Here is a 19,114-nt window from a genome sequence, read left to right as displayed (position 1 = left end):
CAACCATGACCACTATCTTGCAGATTCTCCCCGCCGAAGGCTGGGTTGCCAGGTATCAGGACGGGGACGGCTTTATTTATACGCCCGTTGCCGCCTTTGCCCTGGTAGAGGCCGACGACGGACAGCGCAGCGTAAAACCGTTAGACGCAGCATCTATGGGTTTTGATGGGCTGTGTAGCGACATCAAAGAGTATGCAGGCGTTGAGTATGTCGGCGTTGATGCGGTGCTTGAGCTAAAAGCGCTCAGCCATGATCGCTGCACGCCCCGAGAGGCGCTACCAGACACGCCGGAAGGCTCGACGCTGCGGGTTATTCCATTCAAGAAGAAGGACGACGACGAATGACCACCCTAGCAGAGGCACGTAACGAGCTGGCTGCGGCACTAGCGACAGGCGAGGGCTGGATAGCCAGCCCCATTATCCCGCTGAGACTGGTTGAGTTGGAAGACGGCTGGCTGGTGGCGGGGGTGACTGACCCGCCGATCAGAAAGACGAGAGCAGTAAGAATGGCAATCAAGCCCCTAGAGCCAACTTATAACGGGAAATTCATTATGTATCAACAGGTTAGTGCACCGTGGTACGGTCAGCGGTTCGGCTGGCATCAGCTTGAGATACTGGACGGACTCATAGAGGCCGAATTCCAATGACGACAGATGTCTTATTCGCCTTAGGACTGGTCCTAGGGCAATCGCTCCACGCAGCAATACACATCATCATCGCAAAACGCAGCAAAAGAAAAGGCCACCCGAAGGCAGCCTCTTAATCATCTTTCTCAATACCGCAGAGCGTGGTGTTACAGCACCACCGGGAAACGATACCAAATCCCGGAGCGCTCTGCAAGACTCGGAGCAGTAAAAAATGAACGCCCTTTTTCAAACATTCATGCAAGTCGCAAGATACGAAATCGCCAACGCCCCCGGCGGGCTATTGGTGGCTGATCTGACTTCCCGTAGCCGCCGTGAACTGGGTAGCAGCAAGATCGCACACAACGCAGTTAACAGGCTTGAGGCGCTCGGCGAGATCGAGTTACGGGCCGCTGGTAGGGATATTGTCGCCTTCCCGTCTCGCCCCCTGCGCGAACTAGTCTATGAGCTTGTCGCCTCGCACAAAGGGCCTATGGCGATGCCTGACATCCGTTCAGCGCTCCCGCATAGAACCAGTCTGGCGGTTTCTGGCGCGGTATACAGCCTAGCCAAGCGGTACGACATGAGAATTACCCACGGCCTGCCAGTCACTCTCGAACTGATCCGCTAAACCCCTAAGCCCCGGCCACTGTGTCGGGGCTTTTTCCTTCCAAGAACCCCGCCCATTCCTCCATCAACGCCCTTCTTTTTTCCAGTAGATCGCCACGCCGGTAAGCGGCCTCCGCAGCGTTCTTAATGGTGTGCGCCAATGCCATCTCGGCAACATGGTTCGGGGTGTTAGTGCACTCCGCCGCCCAATCTCGGAAAGTCGACCGGAAGCCGTGAACCGTGACGCCGTACCCGAGGCGCTTGATAACCTGCGCGGGCGTGTTCTCACTCGTGCGGCGACCACGATTGCCGGGAAATACGATGTCCGACTCGTACATGCGCGGCATCCCCTCAAGGAGCCTCACAGCGGCGTCTGACAGCGGCACCCTATGCTCGCGGCCCGCCTTCATTCTCTCGGCTGGTATGGTCCATACGCGGGATTCTAGGTCTACCTCGTCCCACGTCGCGAACCTAGCTTCGCCTGATCGAGCAGCCGTAAGCATGATGAATTCCACTAGCCGAGCGGTTAGCGTGCTCTCCTCTCTTAGCTTAGCCATGAATTCCTGGGCGTCCTGCCAATCAAGCGCCGCGTGATGGCCGCCTTTCTTGCCCAACGCTTCCCAGCGCTTTTTCTTTAGCGTTGCCGGGCTCCCCAGGCCCGCATGTTTTAGGTATCTGTCCCAGCCCGCAACGTTATCTCCCTGTCGCCAGCCATGCACGATAGCAGTGGCGAGAACCGCCTCAATCCTCTGACGCACACGCGTAGCCGTTTCCGTTCGGCTCACCCAAATTGGCTTCAGCACTGTTAGAACGTCGTGGATAGTGATCGCATCGACATCGATCGACCATATTGGCTTGCAGTAGGTTTCGAGCGTGGATCTCCATTGCGCCGCGTGCTTGGCGTTGCGCGCCTCATCTTGCTTTTGCTGAATGACTATCTCGGCAACCTCGCCGAACGTCTTCCGCCCTTCCTGCTCGGCCTGCGTCGCTCGCCGGTGCTGGATAGGGTCGATGCCCTGCGAGATACGCTCACGCGCCTCTAACGCCTTCGTTCGTGCTTCTGCAAGGGTAATGGCTGGATAGCTGCCTAGTCCGAACTCGCGACGTTTACCGTTGACGCTGGCACGTAGCAGCCATGAGCGGCCACCAGACTGCGCCACCACAATGTAAAGCCCAGCAGCACCTCCCACTGCATGGGCTCCAGCTTTGAGAGCATCGACTTTCTTTGCTGACATTGGCTTTGCGACTTGAGGCATCTTCCCACCATCCCTTCCCACCATTGGCGTAAGATTGGATGATATTGGAATAGACAACCCTAGACAACAGCTAGCTATAACCGGCTGATATTGAATGGTTATTTATATGGAATGATACGAGGGTAGATTACAATTAGGCGGCCTGTCCCTCCGCCACCCTACATTCTGAAAGCCTCGTAAGCCTATGTGCTGCGGGGCTTTGTCGTTTTTTAGCCTGTCAAACCGCCCTCTTCTTCCTCCCGACCCTCGACTCACGCGTATTCGCCAGTATCTTTCGCGCCTTGCAAGCTGGCCTTGCAAGGAAAACCCGACACCTCAATGGCAGTCGCCGCGTTCTTCCCGATCACGGAAGACTGCTGATCCCCGCTCGGCGACTCGCTAACCCTCTTCAACCCACCTCTAGAGTGCAGAAGCCAAAGCTGTCATAGTGGGCAGCCAATGCCTTAAAGATGGTTACCGCTTTGAATTATATAAAAAATATTGCTTTCGCCGTCGCTATCGGCGCTGTATTCACCTCGACTCAGGCGCTCGCGGTCGACTTCGAGTGCACGTCGGATAGCTTGATGAAGCATGTCAGTGAGCAGACGCAGCAGATCGATGACTACATTTCCAGCAGCGATAATCCGCAGCAAACCCAGCAGGATCTGACCAGCATGGCGCGAGGCTTGCGGGAGAATGGTCAGGTTTCCAATCACGACGAAGAGATGAAGAAGCTGGCAAGCGGCGCTGACTTCGAGCCCTCACAGGCTTTCTGCGACGATATGCAGACCACCATGTCCGCGATCCAGTCTTATATGGAGAGCCACCCGCAGTAATCTTTCCCGAGCGACGCCATTCTCGCGCTGATTATCGGCAAGGCGGACCAATCGCCGCGCCCTGCCACTTGATTTCGGCGTCGCGATTGTTTTCGTCTCCATCCTGATCGATACTGTATGGATAAACAGTAATCACGGAGCGTTCGATGGTCATTTCCTTTCCAACGCCTGAAGCCAGGCTCAGACGCCGTGTGGAAAAGCTTATCTCGGTGGCCCACGCCAATCGCCGCCATCAGGTGACGATCAGTCGAGGCAAGGGTGAGCCGGTGAATGTCTGGGAACGGCTCGTCGAGCAGTTCGATGACAACGACAGAGTTCATGTCATTCACATCACTCGTCATGACGTGCTGCTCAACTGGTGCTCGCCGACTTCAGGCCTCGCTTCGTGAATCATCCGTTCGACTACCTGCGCGACCAGGCGCACACCCTGCTGTATGTGCGACATCGGCTCCCGTCACGCATTGTAAATGGCGGCTGGGGTTAGGCTTTTTTGGGATGACGATGCGGATACAGGCCTGAACGGTGCTAACCTGAACCTAGTCTTCAGTGATGTAGCCAATGTACCGCGCGTTAATTTTCCTCATCGCTCCCCTTCTTCTGGCAGGCTGTGTGTCGGCTAAGCCGCGGCTGACGGCCACGAATTTCCTGCAGGACAGCAGTACCTGTGAGCGCCAGACCCACCAGATCGGGGGTGAGCCCGAGTATCAGCTATGCATGGCCAGGCGTGGGTGGCCGGATCCTCAGACGCAGGTGGCAAGAGAGCAAGCGGACGATAGCAATGGCGGCCGCAACGACGGTCTCATCGACGAGGCCATCAACGGCCTTCAATTCGGTTTGCAGTGGGATCTGGATCCAGATTGAGCGGTCATTCGTCATTCATGGAGCTGTTCATCAAGTGACATAAAGTGACGGTACCGTCGGCGAATCATCGCCTTGGCGACAACCGCCGCGCCGCTGTACAACACGGGCCACTCGGCTAACCTGATAGCCGACCCCTTTTCAGGAGGATTCCATCATGTCAGAACCGTTCGTCGAGATCAGAAAGACTCACAAACCGGGTAATCCGGCCGAGGTTTGCTACGAGGTCTATGATGGCGATACCGGTGGCAGCCTCGGCCATTTTGCCGATGTCTCCCAGGCTCAGAAACGTGCCGACAGCATGAACCGGATGACATCCCGCGAGACCGGCAAGCGACTGGATAATCCCACCGACGAGGCTGAAGTCGAGTAGTACGCCTCGGTCTCTTTCTTGGGCTGCCGCTAAATTGAGCCCAGCACCTCTTCGCTGTCTTCACTGTTGGCTCAGTGATAGAGACGCAGGCCGACCCGGGTCACGCGATTGCCTTCCATTTCGTTGACGACCCAGTGAAATCCGTGCCAATCGACGTCATCCCCGACCACGGGATGGCCCCCGACCCGAAGCGCCACGAACTCCCCAAGCGTCATCTCCTGCTCGCCAGGGCTCAAGGTCAAGCCGTAGGCATTGGCCACTTCCTGCATCAGCGCCTCGCCATCCAGTGTGAACGTGCCAAAGAAAGCACGCTCCCGCTTGAGTTTGGCTTCGCCATTGAACAGGCGGTTGAGCGAAGGCAGATCACCGGTTCGCCCGATCAGACAGATGACGTCGCGCAGACGAAGGCGCGTACTCCCCTTGGGGTGCAGCATCGCGTGCTGGCGGAAAATCGCGGAGATCAACGTGCCTGACGGTAGACGCAATAGGCGAATCGGCACGTCATCGAGCGATTCGTTCTCGACCTTGTAGATGAACATCTCATAGTCGTTTTCGGGCAATACGCCCAACTGCCCTCGCCGATCCGGCGTGGTGCTCTCCGGCAGCACGACGCGCATCCAGACCGCGACGCGTGCCAGCGTCGACCCCTGAAGCAGAAGCGAAATCAACACGACGAAGAACGCCACGTTGAAATAGAGCGAAGCGTTTTCGACACCGCTGATGACGGGGAAGATTGCCAGCACGATGGGTACCGCGCCTCGAAGCCCGACCCAGGAGATGAAAAAGAGTTCGCGCCAACGAAAATTGAAGAACGGCAGCAGCGAGACCATCACCGCGACGGGACGCGCCAGCACGATCAACGCCACTGCCAGAATCGCGCTGGGGATGGCGTAGTCGATCATCTCGGACGGCGTCACCAGCAACCCCAGCACCAGGAACAGACCGATCTGGCTGAGCCACGCCAGCCCGTCATGCACCGGCAGAATATGGTTGAGATGGCGGCCCGGCTGGTTGCCGATCATCAGGCCCGTGAGGTAGATGGCCAGGAATCCGCTGCCACCGGCGGCACTGGTCGCGCCGAAAATGCAGAATCCCAGGGCCAGGGCCAGCAGAGAATAGAGACCCGGCGCCAGGTCCAGCCAGCGCAGCAGTTTGGCCGACACCCAACCTCCACCCAGTCCGACCGCGAGACCCAAGCCGAACTGGAGAATGAAGTGCATCAGCGTATCCCAGATTCCACCGACGGCCCCCGTCAACAGCTCGGCCAGCGTGATGGTCAGGAAGATCGCCATCGGATCGTTGGTACCGGACTCGATTTCGAGCGTCGCCCCTACCCGCTCGTTGAGATTGACGCCCTGGCCCTTGAGCATCGAGAACACCGCCGCGGCATCGGTCGAGCCGACGATCGCGCCCACCAGAAGACCCTCGACCAGACTTAGATCGAGCAACCACATCGCCAGCAGGCCGACAATGCCGCTGGTCAGGAAGACACCGATGGTCGCCAGCGAGAGCGCGGGCTTGAGGCCCACGCGAAACGTCCTGAACCGTGTGCGAAGGCCGCCATCGAGCAGGATCATCGCCAACGCGAGATGGCCGATCAGAAACGCCTGGGAATAATCGTCGAACTGCAGGCCGAGCACACCCTCCTCCCCGGCGAGCATGCCGAGACCCAGAAAGATGACGAGCAGCGGTACGCCGATTCGCGACGAGACGCGACTGGCCAGGATGCTGAGGGCTATCAGTGCCCCGCAGACGAGGAAAAGGCTATTGATCGAGTCCAAGACTGAGCCCGTTGGTCAGGTTGAAAGGGCAAGATTCAAGCCACAGTATGCCACGTCCGCGAAAGCTTGCGGCGCTGAAAAGTGCTGTGAATTTAATCTTTTAGCCAGTGAGGGTGTGCGTATACCCAGTTTTTTCCGTCTTCGCCATGCAGCGATAACGCCAGCGCCAATACCCGCATGCCGGCACGATACGCGCCGAGCGCGGGCAGGGGCTGATAGCGACGATACGCGGTGACGAAAGCGTCACGCTGGCCCGTGGTGGCGAGAATCAGTTCGAGCAGACACAGATCGAATTCCAGCGGCGCCCACACCAGGGCTTCCCAGTCACTCCAGAGCCAGTCCGTCGCCCCCGCCAGGAACTGATCGCTACGCAGGTCGGGTAGCGACCAGACAGCCCGTGTGGGCACCGGAAAGATCGGCGCCCCACCCACCCAGTCACGCTGGGGATGATGTTCGAGGAAGCGCCGGGCCCGTTCCGGCCAACGCGACAGCGGCGCCACGTCGCCCGCGGGATGGCCGAACCCCGGCAGCGCCTCATGATGCAGGATTCCCAGCTGATGGCCGAGATGTTGCGCCAGCGCCACGCCCATTGGCGGCGGTTCCGCCCGCCGCCAGGGCAGGCTCCAGAGCGGTGCGCCCTGCAATCGCCCCAGATAGGTCATCGGCAGCGGAGCCAGCGGGAGTCGCGGCGGCAGCATGCCCGGTAGTTGGGTCAAGGCTTCCGCAGACTGCCAGCGGTCAAACCCGAACAGCCGCTGAAGACCTCGCCAGAACGGGTCAGTCGTCGGCGACCTTCTCGCCAGCTTGAACAGTTGTGGCGACAGCTCCTCACTACGCCACAGCCAGTTGGCGCTGTCTGGCCAGCGCAGCGCCAACGGCGCCAGTGACTTGCCGGTCATTACCGATACCCGTCGCGTCAGTTCGGGGGAGGCGTGGGGCGAGTCGTCGAAAGCCGTCAATGAACATCATCCTTGCAGGAGCGCCACCATTGCCGGTGGGCAGGCGGCGCTGGTCGGCGTACAATTCGGGGCACTGGATAGGGGTGCCCGTCACGCGGGCTGAGAGTGAAATTGGCTGCAGGCGCGATCGAGCCATCGAGAACGCGATTGTAAACAGCCATGCACAACCCTGGAACCTGAACCGGCTAGTACCGGCGGAGGAAATGCCAGCAGTTCTCGCATGTCTTCTTCCGGTTCCCCTCAACGGGAGTTGTCATGCCACCACCCGGACTTCTCGTCCGGCAGGCTTCGCTGACCTTCGGTGATCGCCCGCTGTTTCACGACCTTCAGGCCTGTTTTGAGGCAAGCAGCTGGACCTGTCTACTCGGCCGTAGCGGCAGCGGCAAGAGCTCGCTACTGCGCATGATCGCCAGCCTGAAACTGCCTGACAACCATCATATCGATCTCGAGACCAGCGACGGCTCGCCGCTGACGGGTCGGCTGGCCTGGATGGCGCAACAGGATCTGCTCGTGCCCTGGCAGCGCGTGGCAGGCAACGTGATGCTCAGCGCCCATTGGCGAGGGCGTCCCACCCCCGCTGATCGCCAGCGCGCCTCGCAGTTGCTGGACCAAGTCGGTCTTGCCGACAAGGCCGATCAGTGGCCCGACGAACTTTCCGGCGGGCAACGTCAACGTGTCGCCCTCGCCCGCACCCTGTTCGAGAACGCGAGCGTGGTGCTGATGGACGAGCCCTTCTCCGCCGTGGATGCCATCACGCGGCTGGAACTCCACGAACTCGCCAGTCGGCTGCTGGCCAATCGCACCGTGATCATGGTCACTCACGATCCACTGGAGGCGTTGCGGTTGGCCGATCGGATTCTGGTCCTCAAGGGAGAGCCGGCTCGGCTGGTATCGATTAAAGTACCCGACGGCTCTCGCCCTCGCCCACTCGATGACAGCGAACTGCAACGTCGTCAGGCCGAAATGGTAACCCAGCTGCGGGAGCCCGATCATGACTGACCGTCTCGGCTGGGGTCGCTGGATGCGCCCGCTGCTGGCGCTCGTCGTCCTCGTCGCGGTGTGGCAGCTCATTCTGACGCTGACCGGCGTGCCCCGCTATATTCTGCCCTCGCCGCTGGCCGTCGGCCGCGCCCTGATCGAGCAGCGCGGACTGCTGGCCCATCACGCCGGCATCACCGCCATCGAGATCGTGGCCGGACTGATCGGCGGCATCCTGCTGGGGCTGGCCACCGCATTGGCGCTGGCTCGATTCCGGGCGCTACGCCGAACGCTGCTGCCATTACTGCTGATCAGTCAGGCCATTCCGCTGTTCGCGCTGGCGCCGATTCTGATGCTGTGGCTCGGCTATGGCATCGGCCCCAAGATCCTGATGGCCATGGTCATCATCTACTTTCCGGTGGCCTCGACCGGCTACGATGGCCTGCGCCAGACGCCCCAGGGGTGGCTGGATCTGGCCCGGACATTCGGGTTGAGCAGACGTCAGCGGCTGTTGAAGGTCCAGCTGCCGGCCGCATTGCCATCGCTCGCCTCCGGACTGCGCATGGCAGCCAGCGCCGCGCCGATCGGCGCCGTGATCGGGGAATGGGTGGGCTCGAGTCAGGGGCTTGGCTACCTGATGCTGAACGCCAATGCCCGGCTGCAGATCGACCTGATGTTTGCCGCCCTGGTCGTGCTGGTCGCGTTCGCCTTGCTGCTCTACTTCGGCGTCGACGCCGCCTTGAGACTGGCGATGCCGTGGCAGCAGGACCGGATAACGACCGATGACTGAAGCCGATATGACGTCTGGCGCCGACAACCGCGCCTTGCCTTCAGGCCATCGGCTGAACGCATGACCTGAGACGAACACCTAAGACCATCCATTCGACCCAACGAGGGAATCCGGAATGATGACTTCACGCTCGACGCCGTGGTACCGCAGGCTGGCCATGAACCTGGGACTGTTCGGTCTGACTCTGGTCGGCCTGGCATTGTTCGGTCTGACATCAGCCTCGCCGGCACTGGCGCAGGACAACGACGACGACCTGGCGCCACCGCAGATGATCCCCTTGAGCGTGATGCTCGATTGGTACGTCAATCCGGTCCACGCCCCGATCATCATCGCCAAGCAGCGCGGACTGTTCGAGAAGCGCGGGCTGGACGTCGATATCCAGTCTCCCGCCGACCCCAGCGTTCCGCCCAAGCTGGTCGCCGCCGGGCGTATCGACCTTGCGGTCAGCTATCAACCTCAGCTGCATCTGCAGGTCGACCAGGGGCTACCCGTCGTCCGGGTGGGCACGCTGATCGCGACGCCGTTGAACGCACTGCTGGTGCGCGCGGACAGCGGAATCGATGATATCTCCCAGCTTGCGGGCAAGAAGATCGGCTACTCGGTGGGCGGCGTCGAGGAAGTGCTGCTTGCGGCGATGCTCGAGCACAACGGCCTGAGCCTGAAGGATGTCGAGATGGTCAACGTCAACTTCTCGCTGACACCTGCCCTGATCAGCGAGAAAGTGGATGCAGTGACCGGCGCGTTCCGCAATTTCGAGCTGGCGCAGATGAAACAGGAAGGCGTCGAAGGCAAGGCGTTCTATATCGAGGAGCAGGGGATCCCCGACTACGACGAGCTGATCTTCGTCGCCAATCGCGACACGCTCGATCAGCATCGCGATGCCGATCGACGCTTCATGGATGCCATCGGCGAGGCGACCTCCTGGATCATCAACCATCCTGACGACGCCTGGCAGAGCTTCATCGGCTATGATCCGTCGCTGGATACGCCGCTGAACGCCGCGGCGTGGAAAGCCACCCTGCCGCGCTTCGCGCTACGCCCCTCGGCGCTCGATACCAAGCGCTATCGCGACTTCGAAGCCTTCCTGCTCGAACGGGGCCAGATCAAGGCGCAGAGTCCGGTCTCTCGTCTCGCGGTGGATCTCAACGCGTCCCAGTGACACGCATTCCGGTGGATGACATGAGTTCGAATTCAACCGGCGGCGATTCCTCGCGCCCCGATTCCTCGCGCCCCGAACCCTGGCGCTACGACCCGCAGCAGGACCCGGTCGAGACGCTCCCCAGCGTCTCACTCGATGGCCTGGCCGCGCTTCCCGCCCGGCCGGGTGTCTACGTCTTCTTCGGCCTCAACGATCTACCGCTCTATGTCGGCAAGAGTGTCGATATCCGTAGCCGGATCCGCAGTCACGTCCAGCAGCCGGCCAGCCGTCGGCACGCCCAGATGATCGTCCAGACCCAGCGCATTGCCTGGCTCCGGACCAGCGGCGATCTCGGCGCGCAACTGCTCGAGGCCGATTTGATCAAGCGCTGGGTGCCGCTCTACAACCGCCAGTTGCGCAAGCGCGTCCGCATGGTGAGCTGGAACTGGCCCGAGGGCGATGCCCGGCCGACGTTGACCGACGGCCAATGGGTGGTCACGGCACGAACGCAGTTCTATGGCCTGTTCCGCAACCGTCGCGATGCGCAGATGACATTACGCGGCATCGCTACCGATGAATCGCTCTGTCTGCGGATACTGGGGCTCGAAGCGGGCAGCGGGCGCTGCTTCGGCTATCAGATCGGGCGCTGCCGTGGCGCCTGCTGCGGTGAAGAGACTCTTGACGACCACGCCTCGCGAGCGCGCGATGCCATGGAGCGGCTGCGCATCGAAAACTGGCCCTGGCCCGGCCGGGTCGCCTTCCGCGAAACCAATCGCCATGGCGAGACCGGGCTACATATCGTCGATCACTGGCACTATCAAGGCAGTGTCGGACGGCTCGAGGAACTCGACGTGCTGCCCGACACTCGCGGCTTCGACATCGATACCTACCGCATTCTCAATCGCTTCATTGCCGCGCCGAGCCCGACGATTGAGGCCATCCCCATCGATGGCGAAATCGACTGATACGGCGCGAGATCGGCTGATATGACGAGCTACGGAGCGTCGATGAAGCGATTCACCGCTTCGCGAAACGCTTCCGGCTGTTCGGCGTGCAGCCAGTGGCCGGCACCGTCCAGCGTCTGCCACTCCGCGTTGGGCAAAACGGCCTCGACCGCATCGCGATACTCGTCTCGCACGTAGGGTGACGCGCCACCACGGATCAACAGTGTCGGCCCTTCGAAGGGTGAGTCCCCATCGGGGGCGGCGACGATATCTTCATAGCCGGCACTGATTTCGTCGAGCCCTACGCGCCAGCGCATCACGCCGTCGTCGTCGCTCACCAGATTGGTGGCCAGAAACTGCCGCGTGGGCGCGCTGTCGATCGCCTCTTCCATCAGCCTGCCGGCATCGCGACGGGAGGCCGGCTCGGCCGCCTCGACCCGACGCATGGCGGTGAAAATGTCGTCGTGACCATGGGCATAGACCACCGGGGCGATATCGGCGACGACCAGGTGAGCCACCCGCGCCGGATGCAGGCGTGCCAGCGTCATCGCGACCTTGCCGCCCATCGAATGGCCCAACAGGTCGATCCTGTCGATCTCGAGCGTATCCAGCAGCGCGATCACATCGGCCGCCATCGACGCATAGCGCATGCCGTCGACATGCGGCGAGCGACCATGATTGCGTAGATCGACCGCGATCACGCGACGCTCGCTCTGCCACTGTTTGATATGGGAACGCCAGTTGTCGGCGCTGCCGAACAGGCCGTGCAGCACGACTAGCGGAAGCGCGGTCCGGGCGTTCTCCGGCTCACCGGTATCGATACAATGAAGTTGCAACGTCGTCTCTCCTGATAATCTGCCTTATACCGTTGGAGCAGAATAACAAAGCCTGCGCCGCAACGCCGATCCGTCGCGTCACGACACCCTCAACTTCGCTGGCGCGATATGCCCGGCAGGTTCAACTGGTCGCGCTGCGTCAGCAGACGCCGCCCCAGATAGGCCAGCAGCACGCCATACAACGGCAGGAAGAAAACCAGGCTGATCGTTAGTTTGACGGCGTAGTCGAACCAGGCGATTTCGACCCAGTGCTGCCGCATGAAGGGGTCCGGCCCCTGCCAGAAAGCGATCGCAAAGAACGCGAAGGTATCCGCCAGATTCCCCAGGATGGTGGAGAACGTCGGCGCGACCCACCAGGCGCGAAGCCGGCGCATCCGATCGAAGACGTGAATGTCGAGCAGCTGACCAAGCACATAGGCCATGAAACTGGCCAGCGCAATCCGGCCGACAAACAGATTCCACTGCGCCAACGCCTCGAAGCCCTGGAAGCGGCCCTGCTGGAACAGCACCGATACGCCATAGGAAACCAGCAACGCTGGCAACATCACGCTGGCGATGATGCGCCGCGCCGATGACTTGCCGAATAGCCTGACCGTCAGATCGGTCGCCAGAAAGATGAAGGGGAAACTGAAAGCACCCCAGGTGGTATGTAAACCCCAGAGCGTAAAGGGTAGCTGAACCAGATAGTTACTGGCGGTGATCACCAGCACGTGAAAACTGACCAGCCAGAACAGGGCGAGCCGGAGTTGGCGACTGTCGAGTGTCAACATGGAGAACCTTTTTCGTTTGCCGGCGCTTCTGACCCATGAAGCGTGTGTCTACCGGAGCGTGGCCGAGGGGTAAGGGAACCCTCTGGATGACGTGGTTGTGACGCCGTGATGGCGTCGCCCGCGAATAGCGGGCACATATTATAGAGATTGGGAAGATCAACGGCCAGAAAAACTACCGATTGTCACGGGTTAAAAAACTATTGTAACACTAAGTTACATTAAGCTAATATGACGCGAGACTGAACCGCCGGTTCAGTGTTGGCAACCCGCCAACGCGAATGCGGAATTTTTTATGACGACCACAGTTACCCCGCTCGGCGATCACCAGATCGGCCCTGCCACGGCCACGCTCAAGGCTATCGCCAACGAAAGCCGGTTGCGCATCTTGTGCCTGTTGATGCGTGGCGAGCGTTCGGTTACCCAGATCAACCAGGAGATGACGCTGAGTCAATCAGCGCTGTCACAACATCTGGCGGTGCTGCGCCAGGAGCGTCTGGTATCGACCCGTCGCAGCTCGCAGGTGATCTACTACTCGCTCCAAGGCAATGCTGCCGAGCGCCTGATTCAGACGCTCGGCGAGCTGGACATCGGCTGACATCCATAGCGAAGCGATACTAGCGGCGCTGCCAGCGCAGATCGTCGACGCGCTGAAGCACGCCATCGACGCCTTTTTCCAGACGGCTGTCCACGCCTTTGCCCAACCTGCCTATCAGGCCGGTGCGGGTCTCCAGCGATACCTTCAATACCCGAGCTCGCTGGCGCTGCTTCTCCAGTAGATAGGCGTCGCTGGTGCCCACGGCATCGATCAGGCCGGCGGCCAGCGCCTGGCTGCCATACCAGATCTCGCCGGTCGCGACGGACTCGACATCCAGCCCGGGGCGTCGCTCCCCGACATAATGCTTGAACAGATCATGAGTCGAGGCCAGATCCTCGAGAAACTTGGCTCGCCCTTCTTCGCTGTTTTCGCCCAGTACGGTCAGCGTGCGCTTGTAGCGCCCGGCCGTCAGCAGTTCCACGTCGACATCGTGCTTCTTGAGCAGACGATGGACATTGGGTATCTGGGCCACGACACCGATCGACCCGATCACGGCAAAGGGCGCCGCGATCAGCTGGTTGGCGCAGCATGCCATCATGTAGCCGCCGCTGGCCGCGACCTTGTCGACGCATACCGTCAGTCGGGCCCCGGCGTCGCGAAGACGATCGAGCTGGGCCGCCGCCAATCCATAACTGTGGACCAGCCCGCCGCCCGACTGCAGCCGCAGCACGACCTCGTCGCCTGACCGAATCTCCTCGAGCAGCAGCGATACCAGCTCGGCCAGCGCGGGTGTGCCGGACGCCTTGAGGTCACCATTGAAATCCAGCACCCAGACTCGCTCGGTATTGGCATCCGCGAGTTCCTTGGCGGACTGCTTGTCAGCCTGCTTGCCGGATTTCTTGAGCCGCTTGGCGAGCTGGCGCCGGCTCGCCTTGGGCTCAGCCGCCAGACGCAGCTGTCGGCGCCGACGCTGAAAGCGCTCATCGAGCTCGACGACCTTCAACGTCGCCCCATCGCCGCTCTGCCCTTTTCGTCGCCCGTGGGCGATCAATGTCAGGATCACCCCGAGGGCGATCACCAGAGTGGCGGTCTTCGCCAGAAAAAGGCCATAGTCGGCCAGCCATTCGATCACTTCACGCTCCTTGCACTGAGAAATACCCGTTTCCAGGCCTTCGTTCTATCCGAGCCGTCCACGCCAAACTCGTTTTCGCCCCGACGATCGTCTGGCGCCTGGTTGAGGCCAGCATGCGCTTGCACGAGACTTGCATGAAAATATGGGCAATGATTTGCTTAGCGTTTTGTGACCGGAGAGACCCTCATGGAAGACCAGCAACTGATTGCCAAGCTTCGCGCGCGCTTCGACGCCGAGGCTGCCGAGTCGGTGTCGGCCATCTATCAATTCGATCTCGACGATGTCGACGACTACCACATGTCGATCGATCACGGCGTGCTCGATATCCAACCCGGCCGTCATCCGGACCCTAGCGTCACCATCATCAGCGACACGCAGACCTTGCTGGCGCTGGTGAGGAAAGAACTCAATACCATGCAGGCGTTGCTGACGGGCAAGGTCAAGGTCAAGGGCGACATCGGCCTTGCCAGCCGGCTACCCAAGCTGTTCGGCAAATCCAAGGCCTGAGTCGGCCCGATCAGCGCACCGCCACCGATTCGCAGTGAGTGTCGATCAACTGGCGCGAGATCGAGTAGACCGGCGGAAGCTGCGGCAGCTTCTGCGGGCGAAACCAGGCCGCATCGACGATCTCTTCCCCGTCGATGCGGATGCACCGACTGGCGGCTTCGGCGAAGAATCCCATCATCAGCGAGTGCGGGAACGGCCACGACTGACTCTTGAAGAAGCTGACGCGACCGACATCGACACCCACCTCTTCCATCACTTCTCGCCTGACCGCAGCCTCCACCGCCTCGCCCGGCTCGATGAAGCCGGCCAGCGTCGAGTAGCGCTGGGGCGGGAATCGAGGGCTGCGCGCCAGCAGCATGTCCTTGCCGTGGGTCACCAGCGTGATGATGCATGGCGAGATACGCGGATAGCCGCGTAGACCGCAATTATCGCACTGCATCGCGAACTCGTGAACGAGCCGCCGTGTGGCATGGCCGCAACGTCCACAGAAGCGATGATCCCGCTCCCAGCACGTGACCTGGAGCGCCGTTGCCAACAGCTCGCTCTGCGCGGCCGGCACCTGCGCAAGCCAATCGCGGAACGCCGGCCAATCGTCGCGCCCCTCCTCGACCACCACGGCCACGGGCTCACCCAGCCAGTAACCCAGCGGCAGCGACCGTTCCGGCCAGCGTTCGCAGCGAATCAGCATGTTGCCGGCATCCGACGCCACGCCGTTGTCGCTCATGCGCAGCAGCCAGCCGCCCTTGGCATCCGCCGGCGGCATCTCGCGTTGTAACATCAGCGTGGGGTCTCCGGCAGAGTCAAGGCATCCCAGTGGCACTGACCCGCTGCCTGGCGAATCTGCTCAAGGCGCTGCTGATGCGCTTCCCACTCGGCTGCGCTCGGCTGGACCACGGCCAGCGTCGAGCCGTTGCGCTCGACCTGACGCCTGCCGCTGGCGCCGCCGGACTCCCGATTCTCGCTGGTGTCGTTGCCGGCCAGCGACAGCGCGGTCTGGCCCCCGGTCATGGCGAGATAGACTTCGGCCAGGATTTCGGAGTCCAGCAGCGCGCCGTGTAGCACACGCTGGCCGTTGTCGATGTCGTAGCGCTTGCACAGCGCGTCGAGGCTGTTGCGCTGCCCCGGGTGCATCTGCCGCGCCATCTTCAACGTGTCCAGAATGCTGCAGTGCTCGGCCACCGGCCCCAGCACCGGCTCCCCGCGGGCCGCGTTCAGCAACTTGAACTCATGATCGAAGAAGCCGACGTCGAACGGGGCATTGTGGATCACCAGCTGCGCGCCGCGCATGAACTCCCACAGGTCGTCGGCGATCTGCGCGAAGACGGGCTCGTTGGCGACCCTTTCGCTGGTAATGCCGTGAATCTCGACGGCTTCCGCTTCGATATCCCGTTGCGGGTTGACGTACTGGTGATAGGTCCGTCCGGTGAACCGGCGATTGACCAGCTCGATGCCGCCGATTTCGATGATGCGATGGCCTTCCCGCGGATCGATACCGGTGGTTTCCGTGTCCATGACGATTTGACGCATACCGTTATCCTCGCTTGTGTCCGGAGGCTTGAATGTCCGGAGGCTCAGTGCCTGTAGACCCAGTGCCTGTAGACCCAGTGCCTGTAAACCTAGTGCCCGTAGACTCAGTGCCTGGCCGCCGTCACTCGTTGTACGGGAGAAATTTCTGTCGAGGCACGCTCAACGGACTGAAGACCGCCGCGCCGCGACGACTTCATCGATCGCCTCGTTGACCAGGCGGTCGGCGGCCTCGTTGCCCTGATGGCCACTGTGGCCCTTCACCCAATGCCACTCGATGGCATGGCGCTGGGTCTCGGCGAGCAGTTCCCGCCACAGTTCGGCGTTTTTCACCGGCTGCTTGGCCGCGGTTTTCCAGCCCCGCTTCTGCCAGCCATGGATCCACTCCGTGATGCCTTTGCGGACATACTGGGAGTCGGTCCAGAGCGCAACCCGGCAGGACCGATCCAGCGCCCGTAACGCCTGGATCGCCGCCATCAGCTCCATGCGGTTGTTGGTGGTTTCGGCCTCCCCCCCTTTCAAGGGCTTCTCATGGTGGCCGGAAACCAGCAACGCACCCCAGCCACCGGGGCCAGGATTGCCACGGCAACCGCCGTCGGTATAGATCGTCACGGCGGGCATCGTCGAATCGGGTTTTGGAGCAGGCAAGACGTAAACTCTCTGTGAAGTCGGACTTTGATGTCAGGCGGTCGTCTGGGAGGTGCGAGTGCGGGTCACAGCACTGGCACTAGCACTAGCACTAGCATTGGCATCGACGACGCCATTGAAGCTGTCACTTGACGTCGCCGTTCGCTGATCGCTGTCGGCGGCCTCGAGCTCGACCCGACTGGGCAAGGGCGCGGGGCCAGCGCCGCGGCGAGACTCTTCGTCACGCCGACCGCGGGCGTGCGCCGTCTCCTTGGCGAGCCCTAGCCAGGCACCGGACTTGTTGCCACCGAGCACTCGCTCCCGCACCTTGATCGGCTGGACCGGAATGCTGCGACGCCGGGCCACCATCAGGTAAGCCGAGGCCAGCGGCAGATTGTAGCGCCGGCCCAACGTCTCGAGCCGCTCACTTCCGCTGGCGCGACCGGGCAGTCGGAAGCCGCAGTAGTCTACCCGCTCGATCTCGAAGTCGACAAACGCCAGCCAGTCGCGCAGGCGGCCGGGAGTACGCCACTGCTGCTGCCACGGCGCGGGCCGCTGCCGCGGACGCAGACCATTGGGACCGAACGGGTGCCAGCCGAACACCAGCAGACGCCCGTCGGCGCGGGTAACGCGTGCGGCTTCCTGCAGGACGTGATGCGGATGCTCGACGGCTTCGAGCAGATGGTGCAGCACCACCAGATCGAGGCTGTCATCGGCGAGCGGAAGACGATCGGGAAGGCAGACGAGGCTGTTGGCACCACGAACGAGGTCGGGCGTCGGGGCCCAGTCCAGCGCATGGCGGATCGGGCACATGTCGCTCATCAACGGCGCCATGCCCAGTTGCAGGCTGACGATCCCCCGATGATGCTCGCAGTGCGGCCCCAGGCATGCACGCTCCGCCCGCCACAGCGAGAGGCCGGGCGCCGATTCCCAGAATCGACGCCCTTCGCGGACGATTGCCTGCAAACCCGGATCGGTGGGCGAGATTGACACGACCGACTTTACTCCCCAAGGTTATCGCTTTTTAAACGGTGGCTCGTCGGGTTCGACGACGGTTCCTGTACTAAAAAGGTCATTTTAGTAAGGTCTTTTCCAGACGGCCTGGGGAACCTCCGGGCAATGCCTGGATCTGAGCGATGGGTCGCGCGGATCGAGCGATATTCGCCGTCGACGCCGAAACCCGAACGTGGAACTCCCTGGACGAAGCCGCCGCAGAAGGATGCCATATGTTGACCGTGAAACCGATTCCCGCGTTGCAGGACAACTATATCTGGGTACTGCGCCAGGACAACCAGGATAGCGTCATCGTCGTCGATCCCGGCGACGCCGCTCCGGTTATCGCCTGGCTCGAGCAGGAAAACCTGGCCCTGGACACCATCCTGATCACTCACCATCACCAGGATCACACCGCCGGGCTTGCCGAGCTGATCGAGCGTTACTCTCCCAAGGTCTACGGTCCCGCCAACGACGCCATTGCCGGTATCGACCATCGCGTCGGCGAAGGCGACGAATGCCGCGTCCTCGGGCGACGCTTCGAGGTGTTTGCCGTACCCGGCCACACGCTGGATCATATCGCCTTCTACGCTCCCGGGACACCGGGTCTGCTGTTCGCCGGCGATACGCTGTTCTCCGGTGGCTGCGGGCGCCTGTTCGAGGGCTCGCCCGAGCAGATGTACGAATCACTGGCCAAGATCCAGACCCTGCCGGAAGACACGCTGGTGTTTGCCGCCCATGAATACACGCTTGCCAACCTCGCCTTCGCTGCAGCGGCCGAACCCGACAATGCGGCCCGTGATGCCTACCGGGACGAGTGTCGCACAGCCCGTGAGCTGGACCGCCCGACGTTACCGACCACGCTGGTCCGTGAGCGACAGATCAACCCGTTCCTGCGCATCGACGAGCCTGGGCTGCTCGAGACTTTACGTCAGCGCGGTGCTGCCGATAACGGTATGGAGGCTTTTGCCACCCTGCGGGCGTGGAAAGATCATTTTTAGCATTGCGATGAAAGACGAGGTTACTCGCTGTTCGCCTTATCCGGTTTTGCGACAGCGTCATCAAGG

The 19,114-nt window shown here is 61.5% G+C and carries 24 protein-coding genes; 14 read left to right on the top strand and 10 right to left on the bottom strand.

Annotated features, from left to right (window positions below; genetic code table 11):
• Positions 1 to 5 precede the first annotated feature (5 nt).
• From ACUN9V_RS05680 to ACUN9V_RS05670, 3 genes are all read left to right on the top strand, one after another.
• On the top strand, positions 6 to 344 hold the full coding sequence (locus ACUN9V_RS05680) for a hypothetical protein (RefSeq protein WP_445510671.1): 339 nt from the start codon (positions 6 to 8) through the stop codon (positions 342 to 344).
• Positions 341 to 646 carry a hypothetical protein gene (locus tag ACUN9V_RS05675; protein WP_445510670.1) on the top strand — a complete coding sequence of 102 codons (306 nt, stop codon included), beginning with the start codon at positions 341 to 343 and terminating at the stop codon, positions 644 to 646. The genes ACUN9V_RS05680 and ACUN9V_RS05675 overlap by 4 nt, the downstream gene beginning before the upstream one ends.
• 211 nt (positions 647 to 857) lie before the next feature.
• Positions 858 to 1,253 (top strand): hypothetical protein, encoded by a 396-nt coding sequence (locus tag ACUN9V_RS05670; protein WP_445510669.1) that lies wholly within the window; start codon positions 858 to 860, stop codon positions 1,251 to 1,253.
• Between the two features lie 4 nt (positions 1,254 to 1,257).
• On the opposite strand, the gene ACUN9V_RS05665 is transcribed toward ACUN9V_RS05670, so the two are convergent.
• The gene (locus ACUN9V_RS05665; RefSeq protein ID WP_445510668.1) at positions 1,258 to 2,487 is read right to left on the bottom strand and encodes a tyrosine-type recombinase/integrase; all 1,230 of its coding nucleotides are present in this window, start codon (positions 2,485 to 2,487) and stop codon (positions 1,258 to 1,260) included.
• 563 nt (positions 2,488 to 3,050) lie between these two features.
• Here ACUN9V_RS05665 and ACUN9V_RS05660 point away from each other — a divergent pair.
• The 4 genes from ACUN9V_RS05660 to ACUN9V_RS05645 all read left to right on the top strand — a co-directional run bounded on the left by ACUN9V_RS05660 (position 3,051) and on the right by ACUN9V_RS05645 (position 4,533).
• Entirely contained in the window at positions 3,051 to 3,302 is a 252-nt protein-coding gene (locus ACUN9V_RS05660; RefSeq protein WP_445510667.1) for a hypothetical protein, read from the top strand.
• Positions 3,303 to 3,448: 146 nt separating this feature from the next.
• On the top strand, positions 3,449 to 3,691 hold the full coding sequence (locus ACUN9V_RS05655; protein ID WP_439303461.1) for a DUF1654 domain-containing protein: 243 nt from the start codon (positions 3,449 to 3,451) through the stop codon (positions 3,689 to 3,691).
• Between the two features lie 169 nt (positions 3,692 to 3,860).
• Positions 3,861 to 4,163, top strand: coding sequence for a hypothetical protein (locus tag ACUN9V_RS05650; RefSeq protein WP_445510666.1), 303 nt, complete (start codon positions 3,861 to 3,863; stop codon positions 4,161 to 4,163).
• A gap of 154 nt (positions 4,164 to 4,317) precedes the next feature.
• On the top strand, positions 4,318 to 4,533 hold the full coding sequence (locus ACUN9V_RS05645) for a hypothetical protein (RefSeq protein WP_075562325.1): 216 nt from the start codon (positions 4,318 to 4,320) through the stop codon (positions 4,531 to 4,533).
• A gap of 71 nt (positions 4,534 to 4,604) precedes the next feature.
• On the opposite strand, the gene ACUN9V_RS05640 is transcribed toward ACUN9V_RS05645, so the two are convergent.
• Positions 4,605 to 6,314 (bottom strand): potassium/proton antiporter, encoded by a 1,710-nt coding sequence (locus ACUN9V_RS05640; protein WP_439283090.1) that lies wholly within the window; start codon positions 6,312 to 6,314, stop codon positions 4,605 to 4,607.
• Between the two features lie 92 nt (positions 6,315 to 6,406).
• On the bottom strand, positions 6,407 to 7,273 hold the full coding sequence (locus tag ACUN9V_RS05635) for a hypothetical protein (RefSeq protein ID WP_445510665.1): 867 nt from the start codon (positions 7,271 to 7,273) through the stop codon (positions 6,407 to 6,409).
• Between the two features lie 255 nt (positions 7,274 to 7,528).
• Between ACUN9V_RS05635 and ACUN9V_RS05630 the strand changes: the two genes are divergently transcribed.
• The 4 genes from ACUN9V_RS05630 to ACUN9V_RS05615 all read left to right on the top strand — a co-directional run bounded on the left by ACUN9V_RS05630 (position 7,529) and on the right by ACUN9V_RS05615 (position 11,144).
• Positions 7,529 to 8,272, top strand: coding sequence for an ABC transporter ATP-binding protein (locus tag ACUN9V_RS05630; RefSeq protein WP_445510664.1), 744 nt, complete (start codon positions 7,529 to 7,531; stop codon positions 8,270 to 8,272).
• Positions 8,265 to 9,041 (top strand): ABC transporter permease, encoded by a 777-nt coding sequence (locus tag ACUN9V_RS05625; protein WP_445510663.1) that lies wholly within the window; start codon positions 8,265 to 8,267, stop codon positions 9,039 to 9,041. The genes ACUN9V_RS05630 and ACUN9V_RS05625 overlap by 8 nt, the downstream gene beginning before the upstream one ends.
• 115 nt (positions 9,042 to 9,156) lie before the next feature.
• The gene (locus ACUN9V_RS05620) at positions 9,157 to 10,200 is read left to right on the top strand and encodes an ABC transporter substrate-binding protein (protein ID WP_445510662.1); all 1,044 of its coding nucleotides are present in this window, start codon (positions 9,157 to 9,159) and stop codon (positions 10,198 to 10,200) included.
• A 20-nt stretch (positions 10,201 to 10,220) separates the two neighbouring features.
• A complete protein-coding gene (locus ACUN9V_RS05615) occupies positions 10,221 to 11,144 on the top strand; it encodes a hypothetical protein (RefSeq protein WP_445510661.1) in 924 nt (307 codons plus the stop codon).
• A 29-nt stretch (positions 11,145 to 11,173) separates the two neighbouring features.
• Here ACUN9V_RS05615 and ACUN9V_RS05610 read toward each other — a convergent pair whose 3' ends face one another.
• Together ACUN9V_RS05610 and ACUN9V_RS05605 are read right to left on the bottom strand one after the other, a co-directional pair.
• The gene (locus ACUN9V_RS05610; protein WP_445510660.1) at positions 11,174 to 11,959 is read right to left on the bottom strand and encodes an alpha/beta fold hydrolase; all 786 of its coding nucleotides are present in this window, start codon (positions 11,957 to 11,959) and stop codon (positions 11,174 to 11,176) included.
• An 89-nt stretch (positions 11,960 to 12,048) separates the two neighbouring features.
• Positions 12,049 to 12,729 (bottom strand): 7-cyano-7-deazaguanine/7-aminomethyl-7-deazaguanine transporter, encoded by a 681-nt coding sequence (locus ACUN9V_RS05605; RefSeq protein ID WP_075562332.1) that lies wholly within the window; start codon positions 12,727 to 12,729, stop codon positions 12,049 to 12,051.
• A 292-nt stretch (positions 12,730 to 13,021) separates the two neighbouring features.
• Here ACUN9V_RS05605 and ACUN9V_RS05600 point away from each other — a divergent pair, with 292 nt between their 5' ends.
• Complete coding sequence (locus ACUN9V_RS05600; RefSeq protein WP_075562333.1) at positions 13,022 to 13,324, top strand: ArsR/SmtB family transcription factor; 303 nt, start codon at positions 13,022 to 13,024, stop codon at positions 13,322 to 13,324.
• A 19-nt stretch (positions 13,325 to 13,343) separates the two neighbouring features.
• On the opposite strand, the gene sohB is transcribed toward ACUN9V_RS05600, so the two are convergent.
• Positions 13,344 to 14,396, bottom strand: coding sequence for a protease SohB (gene sohB / locus ACUN9V_RS05595; RefSeq protein ID WP_445510659.1), 1,053 nt, complete (start codon positions 14,394 to 14,396; stop codon positions 13,344 to 13,346).
• A 186-nt stretch (positions 14,397 to 14,582) separates the two neighbouring features.
• Here sohB and ACUN9V_RS05590 point away from each other — a divergent pair, with 186 nt between their 5' ends.
• On the top strand, positions 14,583 to 14,903 hold the full coding sequence (locus ACUN9V_RS05590) for an SCP2 sterol-binding domain-containing protein (protein ID WP_075562335.1): 321 nt from the start codon (positions 14,583 to 14,585) through the stop codon (positions 14,901 to 14,903).
• Positions 14,904 to 14,913: 10 nt separating this feature from the next.
• On the opposite strand, the gene nudC is transcribed toward ACUN9V_RS05590, so the two are convergent.
• The 4 genes from nudC to ACUN9V_RS05570 form a co-directional block, all read right to left on the bottom strand.
• Positions 14,914 to 15,681, bottom strand: a complete 768-nt coding sequence (gene nudC, locus ACUN9V_RS05585; RefSeq protein WP_445510658.1) for an NAD(+) diphosphatase — start codon at positions 15,679 to 15,681, stop codon at positions 14,914 to 14,916.
• Complete coding sequence (dnaQ, locus tag ACUN9V_RS05580) at positions 15,681 to 16,430, bottom strand: DNA polymerase III subunit epsilon (protein WP_445510657.1); 750 nt, start codon at positions 16,428 to 16,430, stop codon at positions 15,681 to 15,683. The genes nudC and dnaQ overlap by 1 nt, the downstream gene beginning before the upstream one ends.
• A 159-nt stretch (positions 16,431 to 16,589) precedes the next feature.
• A complete protein-coding gene (rnhA, locus tag ACUN9V_RS05575; protein WP_075562338.1) occupies positions 16,590 to 17,048 on the bottom strand; it encodes a ribonuclease HI in 459 nt (152 codons plus the stop codon).
• Between the two features lie 60 nt (positions 17,049 to 17,108).
• Positions 17,109 to 18,047, bottom strand: a complete 939-nt coding sequence (locus ACUN9V_RS05570; RefSeq protein ID WP_445510656.1) for a methyltransferase domain-containing protein — start codon at positions 18,045 to 18,047, stop codon at positions 17,109 to 17,111.
• Between the two features lie 233 nt (positions 18,048 to 18,280).
• Here ACUN9V_RS05570 and gloB point away from each other — a divergent pair, with 233 nt between their 5' ends.
• A complete protein-coding gene (gloB, locus tag ACUN9V_RS05565; protein ID WP_445510655.1) occupies positions 18,281 to 19,048 on the top strand; it encodes a hydroxyacylglutathione hydrolase in 768 nt (255 codons plus the stop codon).
• The last annotated feature ends 66 nt before the right edge of the window (positions 19,049 to 19,114 follow it).

The organism is Salinicola sp. V024 (assembly GCF_052645315.1).
Note: the sequence above shows the minus strand (reverse complement) of the source record. Positions and strands in the feature narration are given on the sequence as shown.

Coding starts and splice junctions, on each gene's coding strand:
- ACUN9V_RS05680 (WP_445510671.1), top strand. CDS start 6: ATGACCACTATCTTGCAGATTCTCCCCGCCGAAGGCTGGGTTGCCAGG.
- ACUN9V_RS05675 (WP_445510670.1), top strand. CDS start 341: ATGACCACCCTAGCAGAGGCACGTAACGAGCTGGCTGCGGCACTAGCG.
- ACUN9V_RS05670 (WP_445510669.1), top strand. CDS start 858: ATGAACGCCCTTTTTCAAACATTCATGCAAGTCGCAAGATACGAAATC.
- ACUN9V_RS05665 (WP_445510668.1), bottom strand. CDS start 2,487: ATGCCTCAAGTCGCAAAGCCAATGTCAGCAAAGAAAGTCGATGCTCTC.
- ACUN9V_RS05660 (WP_445510667.1), top strand. CDS start 3,051: ATGAAGCATGTCAGTGAGCAGACGCAGCAGATCGATGACTACATTTCC.
- ACUN9V_RS05655 (WP_439303461.1), top strand. CDS start 3,449: ATGGTCATTTCCTTTCCAACGCCTGAAGCCAGGCTCAGACGCCGTGTG.
- ACUN9V_RS05650 (WP_445510666.1), top strand. CDS start 3,861: ATGTACCGCGCGTTAATTTTCCTCATCGCTCCCCTTCTTCTGGCAGGC.
- ACUN9V_RS05645 (WP_075562325.1), top strand. CDS start 4,318: ATGTCAGAACCGTTCGTCGAGATCAGAAAGACTCACAAACCGGGTAAT.
- ACUN9V_RS05630 (WP_445510664.1), top strand. CDS start 7,529: ATGCCACCACCCGGACTTCTCGTCCGGCAGGCTTCGCTGACCTTCGGT.
- ACUN9V_RS05625 (WP_445510663.1), top strand. CDS start 8,265: ATGACTGACCGTCTCGGCTGGGGTCGCTGGATGCGCCCGCTGCTGGCG.
- ACUN9V_RS05620 (WP_445510662.1), top strand. CDS start 9,157: ATGATGACTTCACGCTCGACGCCGTGGTACCGCAGGCTGGCCATGAAC.
- ACUN9V_RS05615 (WP_445510661.1), top strand. CDS start 10,221: ATGAGTTCGAATTCAACCGGCGGCGATTCCTCGCGCCCCGATTCCTCG.
- ACUN9V_RS05605 (WP_075562332.1), bottom strand. CDS start 12,729: ATGTTGACACTCGACAGTCGCCAACTCCGGCTCGCCCTGTTCTGGCTG.
- ACUN9V_RS05600 (WP_075562333.1), top strand. CDS start 13,022: ATGACGACCACAGTTACCCCGCTCGGCGATCACCAGATCGGCCCTGCC.
- ACUN9V_RS05590 (WP_075562335.1), top strand. CDS start 14,583: ATGGAAGACCAGCAACTGATTGCCAAGCTTCGCGCGCGCTTCGACGCC.
- nudC (WP_445510658.1), bottom strand. CDS start 15,681: ATGTTACAACGCGAGATGCCGCCGGCGGATGCCAAGGGCGGCTGGCTG.
- dnaQ (WP_445510657.1), bottom strand. CDS start 16,430: ATGCGTCAAATCGTCATGGACACGGAAACCACCGGTATCGATCCGCGG.
- rnhA (WP_075562338.1), bottom strand. CDS start 17,048: ATGCCCGCCGTGACGATCTATACCGACGGCGGTTGCCGTGGCAATCCT.
- gloB (WP_445510655.1), top strand. CDS start 18,281: ATGTTGACCGTGAAACCGATTCCCGCGTTGCAGGACAACTATATCTGG.